The organism is Rhizorhabdus phycosphaerae, from assembly GCF_011044255.1.
GTDB lineage: Bacteria > Pseudomonadota > Alphaproteobacteria > Sphingomonadales > Sphingomonadaceae > Rhizorhabdus > Rhizorhabdus phycosphaerae.
In genome coordinates, this window is the sequence record NZ_CP049107.1 from 3,888,387 (window position 1) to 3,907,351 (window position 18,965).

Genomic DNA, 18,965 nt, shown 5'->3' on the forward strand with positions numbered 1-18,965 from the left:
GAACTCGCATTGACCATCCATCCCACCCTCGACACCGCTCTCGGCTTCACCATTCCCGAACGGCATGTGCGCGGCCGCGTCGTGCGGCTGGGCCCGACGCTCGACCGCATTCTCGGCGCCCATGGCTATCCCCCCGCGATCGAACGGCTGCTGGCAGATGCGCTGGTCCTGGCGGCTCTGCTCGGATCGACGCTGAAGCATGAACAGGGGCAGCTGACCCTCCAGGCGCAGGCCGATGGCGGTGCGGTCGAGCTGCTGGTCGCCGACTATAAGGGCGGCGAAATGCGCGGTTATATCCGTCACGATCCCGAGCGCGTCGCCGAGATCCCGGCCGATCCCTCGCTCTTCGCCCTGTTCGGCAAGGGCTATCTCGCGATCACCTTCGACCAAGCGGTCACGGGCGAGCGCTATCAGGGGATCGTGCCGCTCGAGGGCGCGTCGCTGGCCGAGGCGGCTGAGGCCTATTTCACCCAGTCGGAACAGCTGCCGAGTCTCGTGCGGCTTCACAGCAAGCGGCTCGACGATGGAAGCCATGTCGCGGGCGGCATATTGATCCAGCATCTTCCCGAAGGGGAGGAGGGCAGGGAACGGCTGCACACGCGCCTCGATCATCCCGAATGGGAGCATGTCCGGGCGCTGGCGCAGACCGTCACGACCGCCGAACTCGCCGATCCGAAGCTGACGCCGACCGACATTCTATGGCGCCTGTTCAACGAGGACGAGGTCCGGACCTTCGCGGCCGTGGACCTGCAGCGCGGCTGTCGTTGCGACCCGGGGCATATCCGCTCGGTCATCGCCCGCTTCCCGCTGGAGGAACGCGCCGAGATGGCCGATGCGGCGGGCGAGATCCATGTCGATTGCGAGTTCTGCGCCAAGCGCTTTTCCCTCGCGCTCGAATCGATCTGATCGCAATAGCCTCTTCCCGAAATCGTAACGACTTCGGTACAAAACAGCATTCTTCAGGTTGGGTGGCGTCCGTCTCCGGCTATCGGTCGTTGGTCGAACGATGCTGGCATGAGCGGGCGGCGCCGGGAAACGCGATATTGTCTTCGAGTGAACGGGGTGGATGATGGGCCTGGTGGTACGTGCGGGCGTTCCGCTGATCCTGATTGCAGTGGTCGCCGCCCGGCTGGTCGCGGCCCCTGCTGCAGTGGCTACGCCTGCTCCGGCGCAAGCTCCTGCCGCACCGCCCGCGCTCGATGCGCTCAAATCGCTTGAACCCGGAACGTGGCAACTGGATGTCGCTGGACGTCCCAGCCGGCAGGTCTGCCTGTCTGATCCGGCGGCCCTCGTGCAGATAGAACATGAGCAGACGGGGTGCTCGCGCCTGGTCGTCGCCAACGAAGCGCGCAGCGCCACCGTACAATATACGTGCCAGGGAGCCGGTTGGGGGCGCAGCACGGTGCGCGTGGTGACTCCGCGCCAGGTGTCGATTTCGACTCAGGGCATCGCGCGCAATGCACCCTTCGACTATGTGGTGAGCGCTCGAAAGGTCGGCGCATGCTCTCCGGCGGGCTCCGCTTCGCATCGCTGAGCCGTAGCGTCACTGGCGGCAAGACGCGGTTGCCGGTCGCCGATCATACCAAAGTCGAATCGCCCAGCGCAGCCATGACGTCGTCTGGTTAATCCTTTGTTTAGGCGAGGCATATTAGAAGGGATGCGTGCCTTCCCCTTGGGCACATTTTCCTCCCTTAGCAGGCTTTCAGCCTCCCTGGGCCGCCTTCGGGCGGCCCTTTCTTTTGTGTCCCGCCTTCGGGAGTCCCTTCTTTTTCCGCTGCGGGTGACGTCAGCCCTTGGCGCGAAGCCGGTCTTCGATATCGCTGACGGGATCCTCTCCGCGCAGAAAGGGCGGATCAGGGATGGATGCGCGGGATTCGTTGAGCAGCATCGACCAGCGCGCCGAAAGATTTCGGAAATAAGGATCGTCGACTTCGATCCTGCGCCTGACGATGGGAGCACTCGAATCCTGCCGGACGACAATCAAGTCGAAGGGAAGACCGACCGACAGGTCGGATCTTATGGTCGAGTCGAACGACAGCAATCCTACCTTGACGGCTTCCTCGAGCGAACTGTGATGATCCATGGCCCGGTCGAGGATCGGCTTGCCATATTGGGTGGCACCGATCTGGAAGAAGGGGCTGTCCTGCTGGCATTCGATGAAGTTCCCCGCATCGTAGATCAGGAACAGCTTGAGCGGCCCGCCGGCGATCCGCCCGCCCAGCAGCAGAGAGATGCCTGACGGCACGTTGGCGGCGTAGAGAGCAGGCTTCAGCTGCGCGCCGGCCGACATCACCGCCTCGCCGACCAGTTGGGCGGCCTGGAACATGCTCGGCATATGCTCGATGCGCCGCGGTTCTTCTTCGGGATTTCGTGCGGGAAGGCCCTCGGCGAGCATGCCCAGCACGAGCTGGGTCACCGATAGATTGCCGGCACTTGCGAGCACCACGAACGTGTCCGGGGCATCGGCCAGGATGTGGAGCTTTCGATAGGTGGAGATGTTGTCGATGCCGGCATTGGTCCGCGTGTCGCCGATCATGATCAGCCCATCGCGCAGCATGATTCCCAGACAATAGGTCATGTGCTCCCGCTCGCCTTGTCTCTCCGCGGTGCAGGATAACCGATATGCGGCATTTGTCAGTGCCGGATTTCAGGACGGATCGAGGTGGCGCGGTTCCCCCGCTAGCTGTGGATTCGGCGGCCCAAATCGCATAGATGCGGCCCATGGCTGACATAGCGAATATTGAAAGCCGGCGCGCGATCGTGCTGCTGTCGGGTGGTCTCGACTCGATGGTCTCGGGCGGTATCGCCCGGGAGCAGGGCTTCGAGCTGGCGGCCCTGACCATCGATTATAATCAGCGGCACCGGGTCGAGCTCGAGGCGGCAAAGCGCGTCGCGGCGGCGCTGCAGGTCGATCGGCATGTCACCTTGCCCCTGAACCTGAGGGCTTTCGGCGGATCCTCGCTGACCGACGATATCGACGTTCCCAAGGACGGCGTACAGCCGGGCATCCCCTCGACCTATGTGCCGGCGCGCAACACCATCTTCCTGTCGCTGGCGCTGGGCTTCGCCGAGGCGACGGGCGCGCGGCACATCTTCCTGGGCGTCAATGCGCTCGATTACTCGGGCTATCCTGATTGCCGGCCCGAGTTCATTTCCGCGTTCCAGCATCTGGCCGACCTCGCCACCCGCATGGGCGTGGAGGGGCAGGGCTTCACCATCCACGCGCCGCTGCAGCATATGACCAAGGCCGACATCGCCCGCGAGGCGGCGCGCCTTGGGCTCGATGCAGGGATGAGCTGGTCCTGTTACGATCCGACGCCCGACGGCCGTCATTGCGGACTGTGCGACAGCTGCCGCCTGCGCGCCAAGGGCTTCGAGGAAGCCGGGTTGGCCGACCCCACGGTGTACGCCTGAGATGGGCAGCTATGCGGTCAAGGAGATGTTCCTCACCCTGCAGGGGGAAGGCATGCAGGTGGGCCGCCGGGCGGTGTTCCTGCGCTTCGCCGGCTGCAATCTGTGGAGCGGACGCGAGGAGGACCGCGCGACTGCGGTCTGTCGTTTCTGCGACACCGATTTCGTCGGGCTCGATGGCGACAATGGCGGGCGCTATGATGCGGCGTCGCTCGCCGACAAGGTGGTAGCCCTGTGGGGAGCGTTGCCCCACCCGCTGGTCGTGATGACGGGTGGCGAGCCGCTGTTGCAGGTCGATTCCGAATTGCTCACTGCCCTTCGGGCGCGCGGGGTCGAGACCGCGGTCGAAACCAACGGCACCCAGGCGGCGCCCGAGGGGATCGACTGGATCTGCGTCAGCCCCAAGGCCGGCAGCGAGATCGTCCAGCGATCGGGACAGGAACTCAAGCTGGTATGGCCGCAGCAGGGACTGGATCCCGCTACCCTGGAAAGCTGGGACTTCCAGCATTTCCTGCTGCAGCCGATGGACGGGCCCGACCTGGCAGCCGCGCGTGAAGCGGCGATCGCCTATATTCTCGATCATCCGCGCTGGCGGCTATCGACGCAGACTCACAAGGTCGTCGGCATTCGATAGTCGCCCTGCGCCGGAAGATCAGCCGCCGGTCTTGCGAACGTCGTTGCTGGCCTGCTGTACCACGCGCGGCGCGCAGACGGCCTTCAGCTGATCCTTCTTGGTCCAGCACGCCTGATCCATCGACGGCGTCTGCACCGAAACCTGGATATAGCGGCGCGCATGGATCATGTCGCCTGCGGGGACCAGGCTGTTGCGGAACTCTCGCATCCTGTCGACCGCGAGCTGCGTCAGATTGCCACGACCCAGCCGGCGCGCATCGCGCCCGATGCCCGAAGCGGTCTCACAGAAGCCGAGCTGGGCATGCATGGTCGAGAAACCGTTATAGGTCCTCGTCGTGTAGTCGTCGAAGGCCTTCTGCCAGGCCTTGCCCTTGACCCGCTTGAAATAATTGCCGAGCGTTTTGTACGCGCCATTGAGTTCGTCGGCGTTCTTCGACAGCAGATCGTTATAATTGGGGACAGTGAGGAGGATCGGCGAGAACTGGCACTGCAGCGCGGCGACGTTCAGCCCGGCGCGCATGTTCCAGAGCAGGTGAGCCTTGAGCTCGGCGGGCGTTGCCTTCGGCATGTCGATGCCCAGGCCCGGTTCGTCGCCCTGCACGGGCGCCGCCTTGAAATTAGGGCCCGACCAGAAAAGATAGGCCGAAGCCGGTGCAGTCTGCACCGTCATCGCCACAAGGGCCAGAGTCGAGGCCAAAACGCGTACCATATTCCCGTCCTCCGATTTGTTCGTACCCGGCCGGCCCCACGGCCCGGTCCGCTTCTCGTCACATCGCGTTGCTGGCGTTCCCCATCTCGATCCCATTGGCGACCTCGCTTCCGGCTCGGTCGAGCATCGAGCTCTCGACGATCGTCATGTCGTTCATGGTCCCGTCGCTGGCGTTCATCTCGACCACATTGGTCGTATCGCCAGCATCCTTGCTGCCGCACCCGGCCAGGCCGGTCGCAACGAGCATCATGCCGGCCGCGACAAGAACACCCGTCGAACGGTTCATTGATGGTCCCCCGGAAAGCTGCTTCGTCGCAAGGATATAGCTTCGGACTCCGCGGCTCAAGAGTCCGCGTGGCGATCAGTTCCTGCAGCGCAAAAGGTCCAGCATTTCCGGAAAGTGGCGCCGCAGCGCGGTATCGACCGTGTCGGAGTCGGCCTCTACCCCCAAACGGGCCATGCTGGTCACCGGATATTCCCCCAGCCCGCACGGCACGATGCCCGAAAAATGGGACAAGTCGGGCGCTACATTAAGAGAAAACCCATGAAAGCTGACCCACCGCCGGACGCGGACGCCGATCGCACCGATCTTGGCCTCCTCCGCGCCATGGCCGACCCAGATGCCGACCCGGCCGCTCTCGCTGCGCGCTGCAATGCCGAAATCGGCGAGCGTACGGATCAGCCAGCTTTCCAGTCCGGACACGAAGCAGCGAACATCGCGTCCCCTTTTTTCGAGGTCGAGCAGGACGTAGCCCACTCTCTGGCCCGGCCCATGATAGGTATAGCGGCCACCGCGACCGGCCCGGAACACCGGAAAGCGATCGGGTACGAGGAGTTCATCCTCCGCCGCGCTGGTGCCCGCAGTGTAAAGCGGCGGATGTTCGAGCAGCCAGACCAGTTCGGGTGCCTCGCCGGCGCGGATCGCGGCGGCGCGCGCCTCCATCGCCGCAAGCGTTTCGGCGTAAGGCGAGAGGCCGGGGCTGATGCGCCATTCGATGCCGTCGAGATCGTCTTTCATCGCCCCGCATATTGCCGCTTTTTTCGATCGATCAAGTGGCATGGATTGCGCTGCCGACGAAGCGGGAATAGGCGGGCCCCATGACGATCGGAGCAGCTTGCGCATGACATCCTTCTCGCTGGGTTCGACTTGGGAGGAGACGATCGCCTTCCTGCGGCGTGAATGGACGCTGCTGTTCCCGGTCGCGCTCGCCCTGTTCGCGCCTGCGCAGCTCCTGGTTGGGCAGGCCATGCCGGCCATCGCGGAGGCGGGGGCCGCCGCGGCGCCAGCCATGCCTGCCCAGGTCCTTCTGCTGGCGCCAGCCCTGCTGCTCACCTTGTTCGGACATATGGTGCTTGCGCTGCTGGCGACCGTCCCGGGCATCAGCGTCGGTGAGGCGTTCGAGCGCGCCGCGCGACGCTTCGGTACTGCTCTGCTGGCCATCTTCGTGGGGATGTCGGTGGCCTTTGCCGCTGCGCTCGCGGTGATGGTGGCAGCCACGCTGGGGGTGATGATCTTTCAGTCGGGCGCGCCCTCGGCCGGTCTGGCCGCCCAGATCGCGACGCTGTTCGTCATTCCCTTCGCGGTCGTCTGGATCCGGTTGCTGATGCTTCCCGCCGTAGCCGCATGCGAGGGGCAGGGGGCCGCGATGGTCCTGCGCCGCGCCTGGGCCCTGAGCCGCGACAATGTCATGCGGCTCGTCGCCATATGGCTGGTGATGATCCTGCTCAGCACGCTGCTGGCGGTGATCGACCGGATGGTGATCGGGTCGCTGTTCGAACTGGTCAAGCTGGGGACGGGTGTCGAGGCCGTGCCCGACGCGCTGCGGATGGTCATCAGCCTGATCCTCGAGGCGACGCTCTCGCTCGGCTTCTCGGTCTATGTGGCGCTCGTCTACCGACGGCTCGCGGCTGGCGCCTGATCGCCAGCGGCGGGGTCTCCGCCGAACAGCGGTACATGCGGCGCCGATTCCATCGGAAGCACGCCGGCCAGACGCGGATCGGCGAAGGTCTCGACCGCCCGGGCATAGGGCCTGAAGCCGTGCTTTCGGTAGAAGGCCAGCGCACCCGGATGGTCGAGCGTGCAGGTGTGCACCCACATGCGCCGGACATCCTTGCGCCAGCCCAGCGCCAATGCCTGCGCCATCAGCCACCCGCCATGGCCCTTGCCCGCAAGCTCTGGCACCAGGCCGAAAAAGGCGATCTCCGCTTCGCCCGTGACGCGGAAGTCGAGTTCCAGCATGCCGATCTCGATGCCGCGCCGGTCCTCGACCGCGTAGATCTCCACCGCCTCGTCCTGAATGATGGCAAGCAGCTCGTCCTCGGCCATGACGAGGCGCGAGAACCACATCCAGGGTTCACCGACGCGGCGGAACAACGCCCGATATTTCTCGGCGGCGGGCTGCTTCCAGCGATTCAATCTGAAGGGGGCGGGCGGCATCGGACGTGGCTTCGGCCGGTCCAGCATTTCCAGCGAGGTGACGATCGTCGCCACCTGATCGGACGGCACGGGCGTCAACGGCACAGAGTTACTCCCAGGTCGCGACCGGCGGCAGACTCATCAATATCGCATCGATGTTCCCGCCCGTCTTCAGCCCGAACAGCGTGCCCCGGTCATAGACGAGATTGAACTCGGCATAGCGCCCGCGGAAGTTCATCATCCGCCGAACGTCCTCGGCGTCGGCTGTCATCGTCATCCGGCTGCGCACGATTCGGGGGAAGATGTCGAGAAACGCTTCGCCCACATCGCGGGTGAAGGCAAAGCTCGCCTCGAACCCCGCGTCGTCGGCGCATTCGAGATGATCGTAGAAGATGCCGCCCACGCCGCGATGGACCTGCCGGTGCGGGATCCAGAAATACTCGTCCGCCCACGCCTTGAAGCGATCATAATAGTCGGCGCCATGGAGGTCGCAGGCAGCCTTCAGTCTGGCGTGAAAGGCCACCGTGTCCTCGTCATAGGGAATGGGCGGATTGAGGTCTGCACCGCCCCCGAACCAGCGCTTGGTGGTCGCAAGGAAGCGCGTGTTCATGTGGACGGCCGGAACATGCGGATTGGCCATATGCGCGACCAGGCTGATGCCGGTCGCAAAGAAGTCCGGATTCTCTTCCCCGGCGCCGTGGATCGTGCTGGCGAAGTCGGGCGCGAAGGAGCCCCCGACGGTAGAGACATTGACCCCGACTTTCTCGAAGACCTTGCCCTTCATCAGCCCGCGCACGCCGCCACCGCCCCGGCCTTCCGGATCATTGTCGCGGTTCCACGGCGTGTAGCCGAACCGCGCGTCGCTTCCGGCTTCGGCCTCGATCGCCTCGAAGGTGGCGCAGATGCGGTCGCGCAACGATTCGAACCAGCTGCGCGCAGCGCTCTGCTGCGGATCGAGTTGCAGCGTCATTGGGGCCATCCTCCGGTCTGTCTCAAAGCTTCAGCCAGCGCGATGCCAGCCGAAACCGCGACATTCAAGGATCGGAATCCCGGTCGCATGGGAATCCGGATCCGCAGATCGGCGCGGTCGTGGATGTCTTCAGGCACGCCTGCGCCTTCCGAGCCGAACAAGAGTGTATCGTCGGCGGAGAAGACTGCTTCCCAAAGGGGAACTGCCGCCTTGGTCGACAGCAGCACGAGCCGTCCCGGAAGCTGCGCCTCGAAATCTGGCCAGTCGGCATGACGCGCCGTTTCGACGCCGTCGGCATAGTCCATGCCAGCGCGTCGCAACCCCCTCTCGGAAAAGGCGAATCCGCAGGGCTCGATGATGTCGACCGGCACGCCGACACAGGCCGCAAGTCGCAGAATCGTACCGACATTTCCCGCAATATCGGGCTGGTAGAGGGCTATGCGCATGACTTTGCAGAGTAACGAATGCTTGCCGATGCGCCAATAAACGGAAAATGGGATTGGCAAAGCCGCCGAACCGGCGCTATCAGCGCGCAGCCGCCGGGGATTTTCGCGGGCGGTTGCGCATGCGCAGGGGGCAAAAAGCTGTCGGCTCGAACCCTGGGACGCATGTGTCTGATATCGTGGCAGCGCAAGGGTTCCGGAATGGCGACGCTCGAAACTATTGAAAAGCCCGGTGAAGAGGCAGGGGACGGCGTCCGTCGCCGCGACTTCATCAACGTGGCAGCGGTCAGTTTTGCGGGCGTGGGCGCCGCGACAGTACTGATCCCGCTCATCAACCAGATGAATCCTTCCGCCGACGTTCTGGCGCTGGCGTCGATCGAGGTCGATCTGTCGGCGATCCAGGAAGGTCAGGCGATCAAGACCATCTTCCGCAAGCAGCCGCTGTTCGTCCGTCATCTGACGGCCGCCGAGATCGCGCAGGCCGACAAGGTCGACCCGAGCTCGCTGCGCGATCCGCAGACGCTCGAGCAGCGCACCGTCGATGGCAAGAAGCAGTGGCTGATCACGATGGGTGTCTGCACCCATCTCGGCTGCGTTCCGCTGGGTGCCGGCGAGGGCGAGGTCAAGGGTGAGTTCGGCGGCTATTTCTGCCCCTGTCACGGGTCGCATTACGACACCGCTGCGCGCATTCGCAAAGGCCCGGCACCGAAGAATCTCGAAGTGCCGAAATACGCCTTCAAATCCGACACCGTCGTCCAAGTCGGCTGAGGAAGAGAGATATGAGCTTTCCCTGGGCAAATCATTACGAGCCGAAGAATCCGGTGATGAAGTGGCTGGACAGCCGCCTTCCGCTCCCGCGCTTCGTGTACAACGCCGTCGGTGGTGGATATCCGGTTCCCCGGAACCTGAACTACTTCTGGAATTTCGGCGTCCTCGCGGGCGTCGCGCTGACGATCCAGCTGGTCACGGGCATCGTTTTGGCGATGCACTATGCGGCCAACGGCCTCGTCGCGTTCGACTCGGTCGAACATATCATGCGTGACGTGAACTCGGGCTGGATGCTGCGCTACGCGCACGCCAACGGCGCGAGCTTCTTCTTCATCGTGGTCTATCTCCACATCTTCCGCGGCCTCTATTACGGGTCGTACAAGGCCCCGCGCGAGATGGTGTGGCTCCTCGGCCTCGTGATCTTCCTGCTGATGATGGCCACGGCCTTCATGGGCTATGTCCTTCCCTGGGGCCAGATGAGCTTCTGGGGCGCGAAGGTGATCACCGGTCTGTTCTCGGCCATCCCGGTCGTCGGCACGCCGATCCAGACCTGGCTGCTGGGCGGCTTCGCCCCGGACAACGCCGCGCTGAACCGCTTCTTCTCGCTGCATTATCTGCTGCCGTTCGTGATCGCAGGTGTCATCATCCTGCACATCTGGGCGCTGCACATCCCGGGTTCCAACAACCCGACCGGCATCGATGTTAAGGGTCCGCAGGACACGGTTCCGTTCCATCCATATTACACGGCCAAGGACGGTTTCGGCCTGGGCGTGTTCCTGATCGTCTATTGCTCGGTGCTGTTTTTCGCGCCGAACTTCCTCGGTCACCCGGATAACTACATCCCGGCCAACCCGCTCTCGACGCCGGCGCACATCGTTCCGGAATGGTATTTCTGGCCGTTCTACGCGATCCTGCGCGCCTTCACCGTCGATTTCATCCTTCCGGCCAAGCTGTGGGGCGTCGTCGCCATGTTCGGCGCGATCATCCTGCTGTTCTTCCTGCCGTGGCTCGACAAGTCGCCGGTCCGCTCGGGCAACTACCGCCCGGCGTTCAAGAAGTTCTTCTGGCTGCTGGTGATCGACGTGCTGGTCCTCGGCTATTGCGGCGGTTCGCCGGCTGAGGAGCCCTACGTCATGATCAGTCAGCTCGCGTCGGCCTATTACTTCGCGCACTTCCTGATCATCCTGCCGATCGTTTCGAAGATGGAGCGTCCGCTCCCGCTGCCGAACTCGATCACGGAGGCGGTTCTCGAGGGCAAGAGCGGGGCTACCCTCGCGACGAGCACCCAGGCCTAAGGGGATATAGAAACCATGGTTCGTCCCATTGCATTCTTCGCAGGCGCTGGCTTCGTCTTCGTCCTGCTCTTCTCGCTGGTGATGGGTGCAATCGCCTTCATCAGCGAGCCGCCGGCCAAAACCGTCGAGCATGAGTTCCATCTGCATCCGAAGCATGTTTCCTTTGCTTCGGACGGGCCGCTCGGCAAGTTCGACCGTCAGCAGCTGCAGCGCGGCTTCCAGGTCTACAAGGAAGTCTGCTCGGCTTGTCACTCGCTCAACCAGGTGGCGTTCCGTGACCTCGAGCACATTGGCTTCACCGCGGCCGAGGTGAAGGCCATCGCCAAGAACTGGGCGACCGAGGTTCCCTCGATCAACCCGGAGACCGGTGAACCCGCGACTCGCAAGGCCACCCCGGCCGACAAGTTCCCGTCGCCCTACGCGAACGAAGTCGCCGCGCGCGCCGCCAACAACAATGCGTTGCCGCCGGATCTGTCGCTGATGACGAAGGCTCGCCATGACGGCGGTGCCTATGTTTACTCGCTGCTGACCGGCTACACCGATCAGGCGACGTTCAAGAACGAGAAGGGCGTGGAACTGCTCAAGGAGTTCCCCGAAGCGAAGACCCCGGAAGGTCTTCACTTCAACCCCTATTTCGCCAATCTGAACATCGCCATGCCCGCGCCGCTCGCGGCTGATGGTCAGGTAACCTATGCCGATGGCACCCCGGCGACGATCGACCAGATGTCGAAGGACGTTTCGGCCTTCCTGATCTGGACGGCGGAACCGAAGCTGGAAAATCGCCATGCGCTCGGTTGGACCGTGATCGGCTTCCTGCTGATTGCCACGGCCCTCGCCTTCATGGCCTATCGGAACGTCTGGGCCGGCATCAAGCACTGAGCCTGACCTGACGAGATGACAGGGGGTCGTCCGGAGTACCGGGCGGCCCCTTTTCATATGTGGAGAGCATGATGCGCAAGCAGGGGCGGTTGGGATTGATCGGGGGCAGCGGGCTCTACCGCATGCCAGGGCTTTACGACGGCGAGTGGATCGAGGTTGAGACCCCTTGGGGCGCGGCTTCCGATGCGCTGCTGATGGGTGAACTGGGCGGGCGCGAGGTTGCCTTCCTGCCGCGACATGGGCGCGGCCACCGCCTCGCGCCGGGCGAGGTCAACTATCGGGCCAATATTGGGGCGCTGAAAGCGGTCGGCTGCTCGGAGATTCTGGCGGTATCCGCCGTTGGCGGCTTTCACGAAGCGGTGCCGCCCGGCACCTTCGTGCTCGTCGACCAATATGTCGACCGCACCGTGCGGGGCGGGCGCAGCTTTTTCGGCGATGGCATCGTCGCCCATGTGGCTTTTGCGCGACCGACCTGCGGCCGGCTCGGCGCCACCGTGGAGGAAGTGCTGACAGCACAGCAGGGCGCGCATCGGATCGGAGGCACGATGCTCGTGATCGAGGGACCTCAATTCTCGACCCGCGCGGAATCCTTGCTGCACCGCCAATGGGGCTGCGATGTCGTCGGGATGACCGGCCTGCCGGAGGCGCGCCTCGCGCGGGAGGCGGAGCTCTGCTACGCGAGCGTCGCGATGGTGACCGACTTCGACGCCTGGTCGGACAGCGAGGTCGATGTCGCGAGCGTGCTGTCCACCATGAACGCAAATGTCGCGCGCGCCCAGGCGCTGGTGGAGGCGGTCGCTGCGCGAACCCATGGCGGCCGGGGCTGCCCACAGGGTTGCGACCACGCCCTCGACGGCGCGGTCATCACCGCCAGGGAGAGCTGGCCGGCGCTCAGCCGAGCAAGGCTGGCGACTCTGGCGCCCCGCTTGTTCGGCTGAGCTACGTCAGGCCGCCGGGCGCAGCGGCTGGATGTTGGTGACCTTCATCGTCATCACGATCTCGTCCTTCTGATTGAAGATCGTCAGCCGGAAGTTGATGAAGCCCATGGATGGACGTGAGCGCGGAATCGACTTGGACAACACCTCGCTCTCCACCGTCAATATGTCGCCCGGATAGACCGGGCGGGTCCAGCGCAACTCGTCCACACCGGTGCCGCCCAGCGAGAAATGCCCGTCTTCCATCCATTCGTCGGTCAGCATCCGCATGACCATCGAACAGGTGTGCCAGCCGCTGGCAGCGAGGCGGCCGAAGATCGGAGAGGCGGCGGCGGCCTCGTCATCCAGGTGGAAGGGCTGCGGATCGAACTTGGAGGCAAAGTCGATCACCTCTTCGCGCTGCACCGGATAGGCGCCGAAGCGGTCGACCCGTCCGATCTCGAAATCCTCGAAATATCGCATGCCCTGTCCCCGAAGATCGGCCGCTGCGTGGCGCGCCGCCCTGTTGATTTCGTTCCAGCTACCGCGTGGCTCAGACGTTGAAGCGGAACAGCATGATGTCGCCGTCCTGCACGACATAGTCCTTGCCTTCGGAGCGGAGCTTGCCGGCCTCGCGGGCCGCAGCTTCGCCGCCCAGGGCGACATAGTCCTTGAATGCCATGGTTTCGGCGCGGATGAAGCCGCGCTCGAAGTCGCTGTGAATGGCGCCGGCTGCCTGCGGTGCCTTGGACCCCTTCTCGACCGTCCAGGCGCGTGCTTCCTTCGGACCCACGGTGAAGAAGGTGATCAGGTCGAGCAGTTCATATCCCGCGCGAATGACGCGGGCGAGGCCGGTTTCGGCGAGGCCGAGATCGGAGAGAAAGTCCGCCCGGTCGGCAGGATCGAGCGTCACGATCTCGGATTCTATCGCGGCCGAGACGATCACGGCCTTGGCGCCTTCGGCCTTGGCCTTTTCGAATACCCGGGCGGACAGCGCATTGCCGTCGGCGGCAGCACCTTCGTCGACGTTGCACACATAGAGCACCGGCTTGGCGGTCAGCAGCTGCGCCTGGGCGAAGAGGCGGGCTTCGTCCTCGTCCTTCGGCTCGGTCAGGCGGGCGGGCTTGCCCTCGCGAAGCAGCTCGAGCGCCTGCCCGAGCACGGATGCGGCCGCCTTCGACTCCTTGTCGCCCTGCGCCGCCTTCTTGGCGAGATTGGGGACGCGCTTTTCGAGGCTTTCGAGATCGGAGAGCATCAATTCGGTCTCGACCGTCTCCGCGTCGGCGATCGGGTCGACCTTGCCCTCGACATGGGTCACGTCGCCATCCTCGAAACAGCGCAGGACGTGGACGATGGCGTCGACTTCACGGATGTTGGCGAGGAACTGGTTGCCGAGGCCTTCGCCCTTCGACGCGCCGCGGACGAGGCCGGCGATGTCGACGAAGGCGAGCTGGGTCTCGATGATCTTGGCGGATCCACCGATCTTCGCGATTTCGTACAGACGCGGATCGGGCACAGCGACCTGCCCGATATTGGGCTCGATCGTACAGAAGGGATAATTGGCCGCCTGCGCTGCCGCGGTCTCGGTCAGAGCGTTGAAGAGGGTGGACTTGCCGACGTTCGGCAGGCCAACGATGCCACAGCGAAAACCCATATCGATTCCAGACTTGTTCGGTTGGGCGCCCGATAGCGGGTGCTGCCCGCAAAGGCCAGTGTCGGCGAGCATGTCCCGGCGGGGCCGGGTGCGAATGTGGCGGCTCAGACGTTCGCGATCAGGAGGCGCGGGGCCCTGAGCATGAGCGTGACGCGAGCACCCGTCTCGCCGGCGCCGACCGTGACGGTACCCCGGTGACGTTCGGCGATCGCCCGCACGATCACCAGGCCCAGCCCATGTCCGCCGAGGGTCGATCTCGCTCCGTCCGCTTCGGCGGGCAGAGTCGTGAAGCCTGGACCATCGTCGGAGACCGACAGTTCCAGTGCGGCTTCTCCTTCCATTATGTGAGAGCGCGCAGCGATATGAATGACGCCCTGGGGCGGCGAAACCTTGAGCGCGTTGTCGACGAGATTGGCCAGCGCCCTGACGAGCAATTCGCGGTCCCCAACAAATGTCGCCACCCGTATGTCGCGTTCGATCCGGACATTCTTTTCGTCCTCGGCCACAGCCTCGTAGAGATCGACCGCCGTTTCGATGGCCTCGGCCACGTCGAATGCCGTCGCCGGGGTGCCGACATCGGCTTCTATCTCCCGCAGCTCAAGCAGCGCGTTGAACGCCGCCATCAGCCGTTCGAGTTCCTCCGCCGCCCGGCTGGCCTGCAGGGAGACCTCCTCGTCAGCCGAATTCTCCATCGTCGAGAGGCGTGCCCGAACCCTGGCCAGGGGCGTGCGCAGATCGTGGGCGATATGGTCCGATGCTGCCCGCAGGCCGTGGATACGGCGCTCCAGTTCCGCGAGCATGCCGTTCATGTGGCGCGCGAGAATTCCGATTTCGTCGGCGGGGCCCAGCTCCGCTATCCTTTGCCCGACATCTCCTTCGGCGACGCGGTCGCAGACCTCGTTCAGCCGGCGGATCCGGGCGGCGGTCTGCCCGCCCACGACGAGCGCGGTGACCACGGAAAGTCCGGTGAGCAGCAGCACGATACCGCCGCCCCACAGGCCGAGCGACCGGCGCAAGGCGCTGGCGGAATCTACGGGTCTTGCGAAGAGAAGGCTCGCACCCTGGGGGAGCGGCCGGACGAGCGCGACGATGTCGGTTTCCGGGCCTGAGCTGCCTATTGCATATCCGTCCCGCCACGCGCGCAACCTGGGCCAGGCCGTGCTGCTGCCGCTCACCCGGCCATGGGGGTCGCGGTAGAGGAGGATGCGGGGCTGACCGGTCCGCGCGGCGTAGCGCCCGACCTCCCGAACGGCGGCTGCGAGCAAAGGCGCTGCGGCTGGATCGTCCAACACGCCGGGCAGCTTCTCCGCCAGCGCCTCGAAATCGTAGCGCGCGGCCTCGGCGGCGGCGACCCGGCGTGCATCGCGATCGACCATGAACAAGGCGGCGACGCTGAGTGCGAGCGCCAGCCCGGAAAATACAGCGAGAAGCAGCGCGGTCTTGGCCGGTAGCAGCAACGTTCTCAAGCGACTTCGTCCAGACGCCGCAGCATCAATCCCTGACTGCGAACCGCGACGATCAACGGATTGAGATGCGCTGGCACGCAGCTGGCTGCGGCGTCCAGCTTACGCCGCAACCGCGAGACGTGGACGTCGATCGTATTGGCGAAGTTGGCGGGCACGAAATTATAGGTGGACCAACAGGTCGACCACAGCATCGAGCGAGTCACGGGCAGCCCCACATTACGGGCGAGCAGGGTAAGAATTGCGAATTCGCGAGCTGTCAGGTCGAGTTGCGTGCAGCACAGCGAAGCCGTCATGCTGCCGGGGTCGATGTGAAGCGGACCGCACGAAAGTGCTTCCTGCTCTGCTGCCGGACCTGCGTCCCATGCTCTGCGGCGGAGCAGTGCTGCAAGACGGGCGAGCAATTCAATCTCGGACAGCGGCTTGACGGCATAGTCGTCGCCCCCGCCGGCCAGACCCTCGACCCGGTGGCGCTCGGATCCCAGCGCTGTCAGAAACAGCGCAGGTGCGCGCATCGACTGGCCCGTACCCTCTCGGATCTTCTCGAGCGCGCCCAGGCCGTCCAGCCCGGGTGTCTGGCGATCGAGAATCAAGATGTCGAAGCTTCGTCCTTTTGCCAGTTCGATTGCCTCAAGGCCGTTGCCGGTCACCTCGACGCTTTCGAAGCCCGCCTTGCGCAAGGCCGTCGCCAGAAGTTCGGCCACTTCCTCCTCATCCTCGAGGATCAGCGCGTTTCGTCCGAGGAACAGACGACGGAATGTCTGCTCGATGCCCTTTTCGTCTTCCTGCCCCATGGCCTCATCATGCGCACCGACACGAGAAAGGAAAGCGCTAGAAGCCGCAGCGTCAGATAAATTCAGACGTCCATGCTGGCACCATTTCCATCGGACGGATAGACCGGAACCATGAAGGCTCTCGCTGCCCTTGTCTGCCTGCTTTCGGCCGCCGCTGCCGGGCCCTCGTCGATCGAGGATGCCACCCTCGGCTTCCGTCTCGCCGAGGTCGCACGGCGGAGTCATGATGCGGACCTGATGCTTGCGGCAGCGCGGCTGATCGCGGCGAGTGGCGTGCGCAACGCGGTGCTGCACAACGGCAGCTTGGCAGTGAGCGAGGCTTTGCCCGATGCCTCGCCCGAGGTGGCGGCGCTTAGCGAGGAGGCGCGTCTCATGGCGCCCATGGACACGCGCATAGCAGAAGAGGCGGACCGACTTCGTCGCGCGCGTCCGAAGGGGATCATCGGCGGAAGCTGGGGCAGTGGGCCCTTGCAGTTCCGCGAGATGCTGGCGCCGGGTGGGACGATCCGCTGGACGGTCGAGGCGCGCGGCGCCGAGACGGCACTGGTCTCGGCTATCGGCGACGGCGATGCCGGACTTCACCTGCGTGTCGTCGACGGCCGGGGACGGCCGATCTGCGACCAGAAGGGGGACAGCCATTATCCCCTTTGCCGGTGGTCGCCGCCGACGGCGGGTCGCTATCGTGTTTCGCTCGCCAATGCGGGGCGCGTTCCGACGCGCGTAGTGGTGCTGAGCAACTGACCAAACAGGCAGCATCGCCTCATGGCGCGTGCGTCGCGACACAGTCGCGGCCGTTGTTCTTGGCTATGTAGAGGGCCTCGTCCGCGCGCTTGATCAGCTCATGGCGCGTCATTCCCGGCCGCGCCTGCGCAATGCCACAACTCAGCGACATGATGAGTGTGTCGCCATCCGGAAGCACCACTGGATTGCGCGAGACCGCTATTCGCAGCGCATCCGCGATGGACATTGCCAATTCCGGGGAGGTCCCGTCGAGGATGATCGCCAGTTCGTCCCCGCCCAGGCGGCCGATCACGTCATGATCGCGCAGCAGCGTCCTCAGCCGGTCGTGAAGTTCGACGAGGACCCGGTCGCCCGCGAGATGCCCGAAGCTGTCGTTCACCTTCTTGAACCGGTCGACGTCGATCATCAGCAGGGCAAGGTTGGGCGACGACAGCGCCGCGAGAAGCCGGTCGAGATGACACATGAAAGCCGCGTGATTGAGCGCGCCCGTCAGGCTGTCGGTCGAGGCGGCCAGAGCCAGGCTCTGCTCACGTGCTTTGCGCAGGGAGACGTCGCGGATTGCTCCGACCACTCCATAGGAGTGCCCTTCGCCATCGATCAGTGCACGCATCGTGCATTCGAGATATTCGGTCGGCCGGCCGAGGGGACGGAATTCGCAGCGGGAGACTTCTCCCGGATTCACGAAGGCAGCGGAAAAACTGGCCTCGACATGCGGTGCGTCTGCATGCTCTGCCAGATCGGCAAGCCTGTTGCCGAGCAGATCGGTGCCGTGCCGAACGGGCAGAAGCGCCGAGTTGCCCGACGCCTGAACGCAACGGCCGCGATGATCCAGGCGCACGAGCATGTCCGCCGAACTGGACGCCAGGAGGCGCAGGCTGGCCTCGCTTTCCTGGAGCCGCCGCGCCAAGAGGCGCCTTGCGTTGAGATCGGCCGCGACCGGAAGTGTCATGAGGAGCATCAGGGCAAGGTAGATTTGCAGGTAGGTCGCGCGCTCCAGAGGGTCGCGATACGCCTTCGCGATAGGCCCTTCGCCCGACATCGTCAGATCGATTGCCAGGACCGCAAACAGGAGGAACGAGATTTTCGTTCCAAATGGGCCGAGACGGAAGGTGGCGAGGAGCAGCGGTGCGCCCATTACGAACAGCATGGGATTGCGTGCGTGTCGGAAAACGACCAGCGCCACGAATCCAACGATCAGCAAGATGAGGACCGCCTCCATGCGGCCGCGGCGTCCCAGTGCGTCATACCAGCGCCAGAGGGCGCCGGAGCCGATGCCGACGAACAGCGGCGTGAACAGGATCAGCCCGGTGGCATCGGCAAGATACCAGTTGCGCAAGGCGATCCAGAAGCCTGTCCCATATAAGGCGTTGGCGGTCAGCGCTCCGACCAGCGCGCCAAAGACGGGCCCGATGCCGCCGAGCAGTATGAAAATCAGCATCGTCCGCACGTCGGTGAAGGGATCGGCCCCGGTGTTCGACCGGCGTAGGATCAGCGCGGCGATTGCCACTTCGATCAGATTTGCCATGGCATAGAGCGAGGCGCCGACGACGGTACCGAAGGCGAACTGGTTCGCCAGCATGTTCGCCAAGAAAGCAGGCGCTAGAAAGATCGGCCAGCGATTCGGCGAAACCGGGATAAGCAAGGCCAGCAGCAGTGCGTTTGCCGGCCACAGGACAGCGAAGGCATATGCACCGCTGGTCAGGGCGGTCGATCCCCAAGCCAGCAGGAAATAGCCAGCAGCGCCAAGAAGCGCACCGATTGCCTCCCGCCGACTACTGCCGTCGCCCCATCTGTACACGATCAGGAATGCCCCCGCACTCGTTCACTGTCCATCGCCGGACATGCACGCCGGCGCAACCAATTTCAGCGACGAAA

General features: G+C 64.5%; 22 protein-coding genes. 10 read left to right on the forward strand and 12 right to left on the reverse strand.

Features of this window, described 5'->3' with window-relative positions; genetic code table 11:
• The first annotated feature begins 9 nt into the window (after positions 1-9).
• Positions 10-906: an Hsp33 family molecular chaperone HslO gene (gene hslO, locus G6P88_RS18030; protein ID WP_165324422.1), complete on the forward strand. Its 897-nt coding sequence runs from the start codon at positions 10-12 to the stop codon at positions 904-906.
• Between the two features lie 160 nt (positions 907-1,066).
• A complete protein-coding gene (locus G6P88_RS18035; protein WP_226946631.1) occupies positions 1,067-1,534 on the forward strand; it encodes a DUF3617 domain-containing protein in 468 nt (155 codons plus the stop codon).
• Positions 1,535-1,786: 252 nt separating this feature from the next.
• Here G6P88_RS18035 and G6P88_RS18040 read toward each other — a convergent pair whose 3' ends face one another.
• Complete coding sequence (locus G6P88_RS18040) at positions 1,787-2,578, reverse strand: proteasome-type protease (RefSeq protein WP_165324423.1); 792 nt, start codon at positions 2,576-2,578, stop codon at positions 1,787-1,789.
• Between the two features lie 143 nt (positions 2,579-2,721).
• On the opposite strand from G6P88_RS18040, the gene queC reads away from it, so the two are divergent.
• A complete protein-coding gene (gene queC / locus G6P88_RS18045) occupies positions 2,722-3,414 on the forward strand; it encodes a 7-cyano-7-deazaguanine synthase QueC (protein ID WP_165324424.1) in 693 nt (230 codons plus the stop codon).
• Between the two features lies 1 nt (position 3,415).
• Positions 3,416-4,045: a 7-carboxy-7-deazaguanine synthase gene (gene queE / locus G6P88_RS18050; RefSeq protein WP_165324425.1), complete on the forward strand. Its 630-nt coding sequence runs from the start codon at positions 3,416-3,418 to the stop codon at positions 4,043-4,045.
• An 18-nt stretch (positions 4,046-4,063) separates the two neighbouring features.
• Here queE and G6P88_RS18055 read toward each other — a convergent pair whose 3' ends face one another.
• The 3 genes from G6P88_RS18055 to lipB all read right to left on the reverse strand — a co-directional run bounded on the left by G6P88_RS18055 (position 4,064) and on the right by lipB (position 5,771).
• Positions 4,064-4,753: a hypothetical protein gene (locus G6P88_RS18055; protein ID WP_165324426.1), complete on the reverse strand. Its 690-nt coding sequence runs from the start codon at positions 4,751-4,753 to the stop codon at positions 4,064-4,066.
• Between the two features lie 58 nt (positions 4,754-4,811).
• On the reverse strand, positions 4,812-5,039 hold the full coding sequence (locus G6P88_RS18060; RefSeq protein WP_165324427.1) for a hypothetical protein: 228 nt from the start codon (positions 5,037-5,039) through the stop codon (positions 4,812-4,814).
• A 75-nt stretch (positions 5,040-5,114) separates the two neighbouring features.
• Positions 5,115-5,771: a lipoyl(octanoyl) transferase LipB gene (gene lipB / locus G6P88_RS18065; RefSeq protein WP_165324428.1), complete on the reverse strand. Its 657-nt coding sequence runs from the start codon at positions 5,769-5,771 to the stop codon at positions 5,115-5,117.
• Between the two features lie 103 nt (positions 5,772-5,874).
• On the opposite strand from lipB, the gene G6P88_RS18070 reads away from it, so the two are divergent.
• Positions 5,875-6,672, forward strand: coding sequence for a DUF7847 domain-containing protein (locus G6P88_RS18070; RefSeq protein WP_165324429.1), 798 nt, complete (start codon positions 5,875-5,877; stop codon positions 6,670-6,672).
• Here the strand turns inward: G6P88_RS18070 and G6P88_RS18075 are convergent.
• Genes G6P88_RS18075 through G6P88_RS18085 form a run of 3 tightly spaced genes read right to left on the reverse strand, consistent with a single transcriptional unit; the run spans position 6,645 to position 8,585 of the window.
• Positions 6,645-7,274, reverse strand: a complete 630-nt coding sequence (locus G6P88_RS18075; RefSeq protein WP_165324430.1) for a GNAT family N-acetyltransferase — start codon at positions 7,272-7,274, stop codon at positions 6,645-6,647. The genes G6P88_RS18070 and G6P88_RS18075 overlap by 28 nt on opposite strands.
• 4 nt (positions 7,275-7,278) lie before the next feature.
• Positions 7,279-8,139, reverse strand: coding sequence for an oxygen-dependent coproporphyrinogen oxidase (hemF, locus tag G6P88_RS18080; RefSeq protein ID WP_165324431.1), 861 nt, complete (start codon positions 8,137-8,139; stop codon positions 7,279-7,281).
• Positions 8,136-8,585 (reverse strand): tRNA (cytidine(34)-2'-O)-methyltransferase, encoded by a 450-nt coding sequence (locus G6P88_RS18085; RefSeq protein ID WP_165324432.1) that lies wholly within the window; start codon positions 8,583-8,585, stop codon positions 8,136-8,138. Before G6P88_RS18085 ends, hemF begins: the two co-directional genes overlap by 4 nt.
• Positions 8,586-8,783: 198 nt before the next feature.
• On the opposite strand from G6P88_RS18085, the gene petA reads away from it, so the two are divergent.
• The 4 genes from petA (at position 8,784) to mtnP (ending at position 12,462) form a co-directional block, all read left to right on the forward strand.
• Entirely contained in the window at positions 8,784-9,350 is a 567-nt protein-coding gene (gene petA, locus G6P88_RS18090) for a ubiquinol-cytochrome c reductase iron-sulfur subunit (protein WP_165325284.1), read from the forward strand.
• Positions 9,351-9,361: 11 nt separating this feature from the next.
• Positions 9,362-10,645, forward strand: coding sequence for a cytochrome b (locus G6P88_RS18095; RefSeq protein WP_165324433.1), 1,284 nt, complete (start codon positions 9,362-9,364; stop codon positions 10,643-10,645).
• Positions 10,646-10,660: 15 nt separating this feature from the next.
• On the forward strand, positions 10,661-11,524 hold the full coding sequence (locus G6P88_RS18100; RefSeq protein ID WP_165324434.1) for a cytochrome c1: 864 nt from the start codon (positions 10,661-10,663) through the stop codon (positions 11,522-11,524).
• A gap of 71 nt (positions 11,525-11,595) precedes the next feature.
• Positions 11,596-12,462 (forward strand): S-methyl-5'-thioadenosine phosphorylase, encoded by an 867-nt coding sequence (mtnP, locus tag G6P88_RS18105; RefSeq protein WP_165325285.1) that lies wholly within the window; start codon positions 11,596-11,598, stop codon positions 12,460-12,462.
• A gap of 6 nt (positions 12,463-12,468) precedes the next feature.
• Here the strand turns inward: mtnP and G6P88_RS18110 are convergent, their stop codons facing one another.
• The 4 genes from G6P88_RS18110 to G6P88_RS18125 form a co-directional block, all read right to left on the reverse strand.
• Positions 12,469-12,921, reverse strand: coding sequence for a MaoC family dehydratase (locus G6P88_RS18110; RefSeq protein WP_165324435.1), 453 nt, complete (start codon positions 12,919-12,921; stop codon positions 12,469-12,471).
• Between the two features lie 70 nt (positions 12,922-12,991).
• Complete coding sequence (gene ychF, locus G6P88_RS18115; RefSeq protein WP_165324436.1) at positions 12,992-14,092, reverse strand: redox-regulated ATPase YchF; 1,101 nt, start codon at positions 14,090-14,092, stop codon at positions 12,992-12,994.
• 104 nt (positions 14,093-14,196) lie between these two features.
• Positions 14,197-15,558, reverse strand: coding sequence for a sensor histidine kinase (locus G6P88_RS18120; RefSeq protein ID WP_165324437.1), 1,362 nt, complete (start codon positions 15,556-15,558; stop codon positions 14,197-14,199).
• A complete protein-coding gene (locus G6P88_RS18125) occupies positions 15,555-16,349 on the reverse strand; it encodes a response regulator transcription factor (protein ID WP_165324438.1) in 795 nt (264 codons plus the stop codon). Before G6P88_RS18125 ends, G6P88_RS18120 begins: the two co-directional genes overlap by 4 nt.
• 111 nt (positions 16,350-16,460) lie before the next feature.
• Between G6P88_RS18125 and G6P88_RS18130 the strand changes: the two genes are divergently transcribed.
• On the forward strand, positions 16,461-17,090 hold the full coding sequence (locus G6P88_RS18130) for a hypothetical protein (protein WP_165324439.1): 630 nt from the start codon (positions 16,461-16,463) through the stop codon (positions 17,088-17,090).
• A gap of 19 nt (positions 17,091-17,109) precedes the next feature.
• Here the strand turns inward: G6P88_RS18130 and G6P88_RS18135 are convergent, their stop codons facing one another.
• Positions 17,110-18,888: a sensor domain-containing diguanylate cyclase gene (locus G6P88_RS18135; RefSeq protein WP_165324440.1), complete on the reverse strand. Its 1,779-nt coding sequence runs from the start codon at positions 18,886-18,888 to the stop codon at positions 17,110-17,112.
• Between the last annotated feature and the right edge of the window lie 77 nt (positions 18,889-18,965).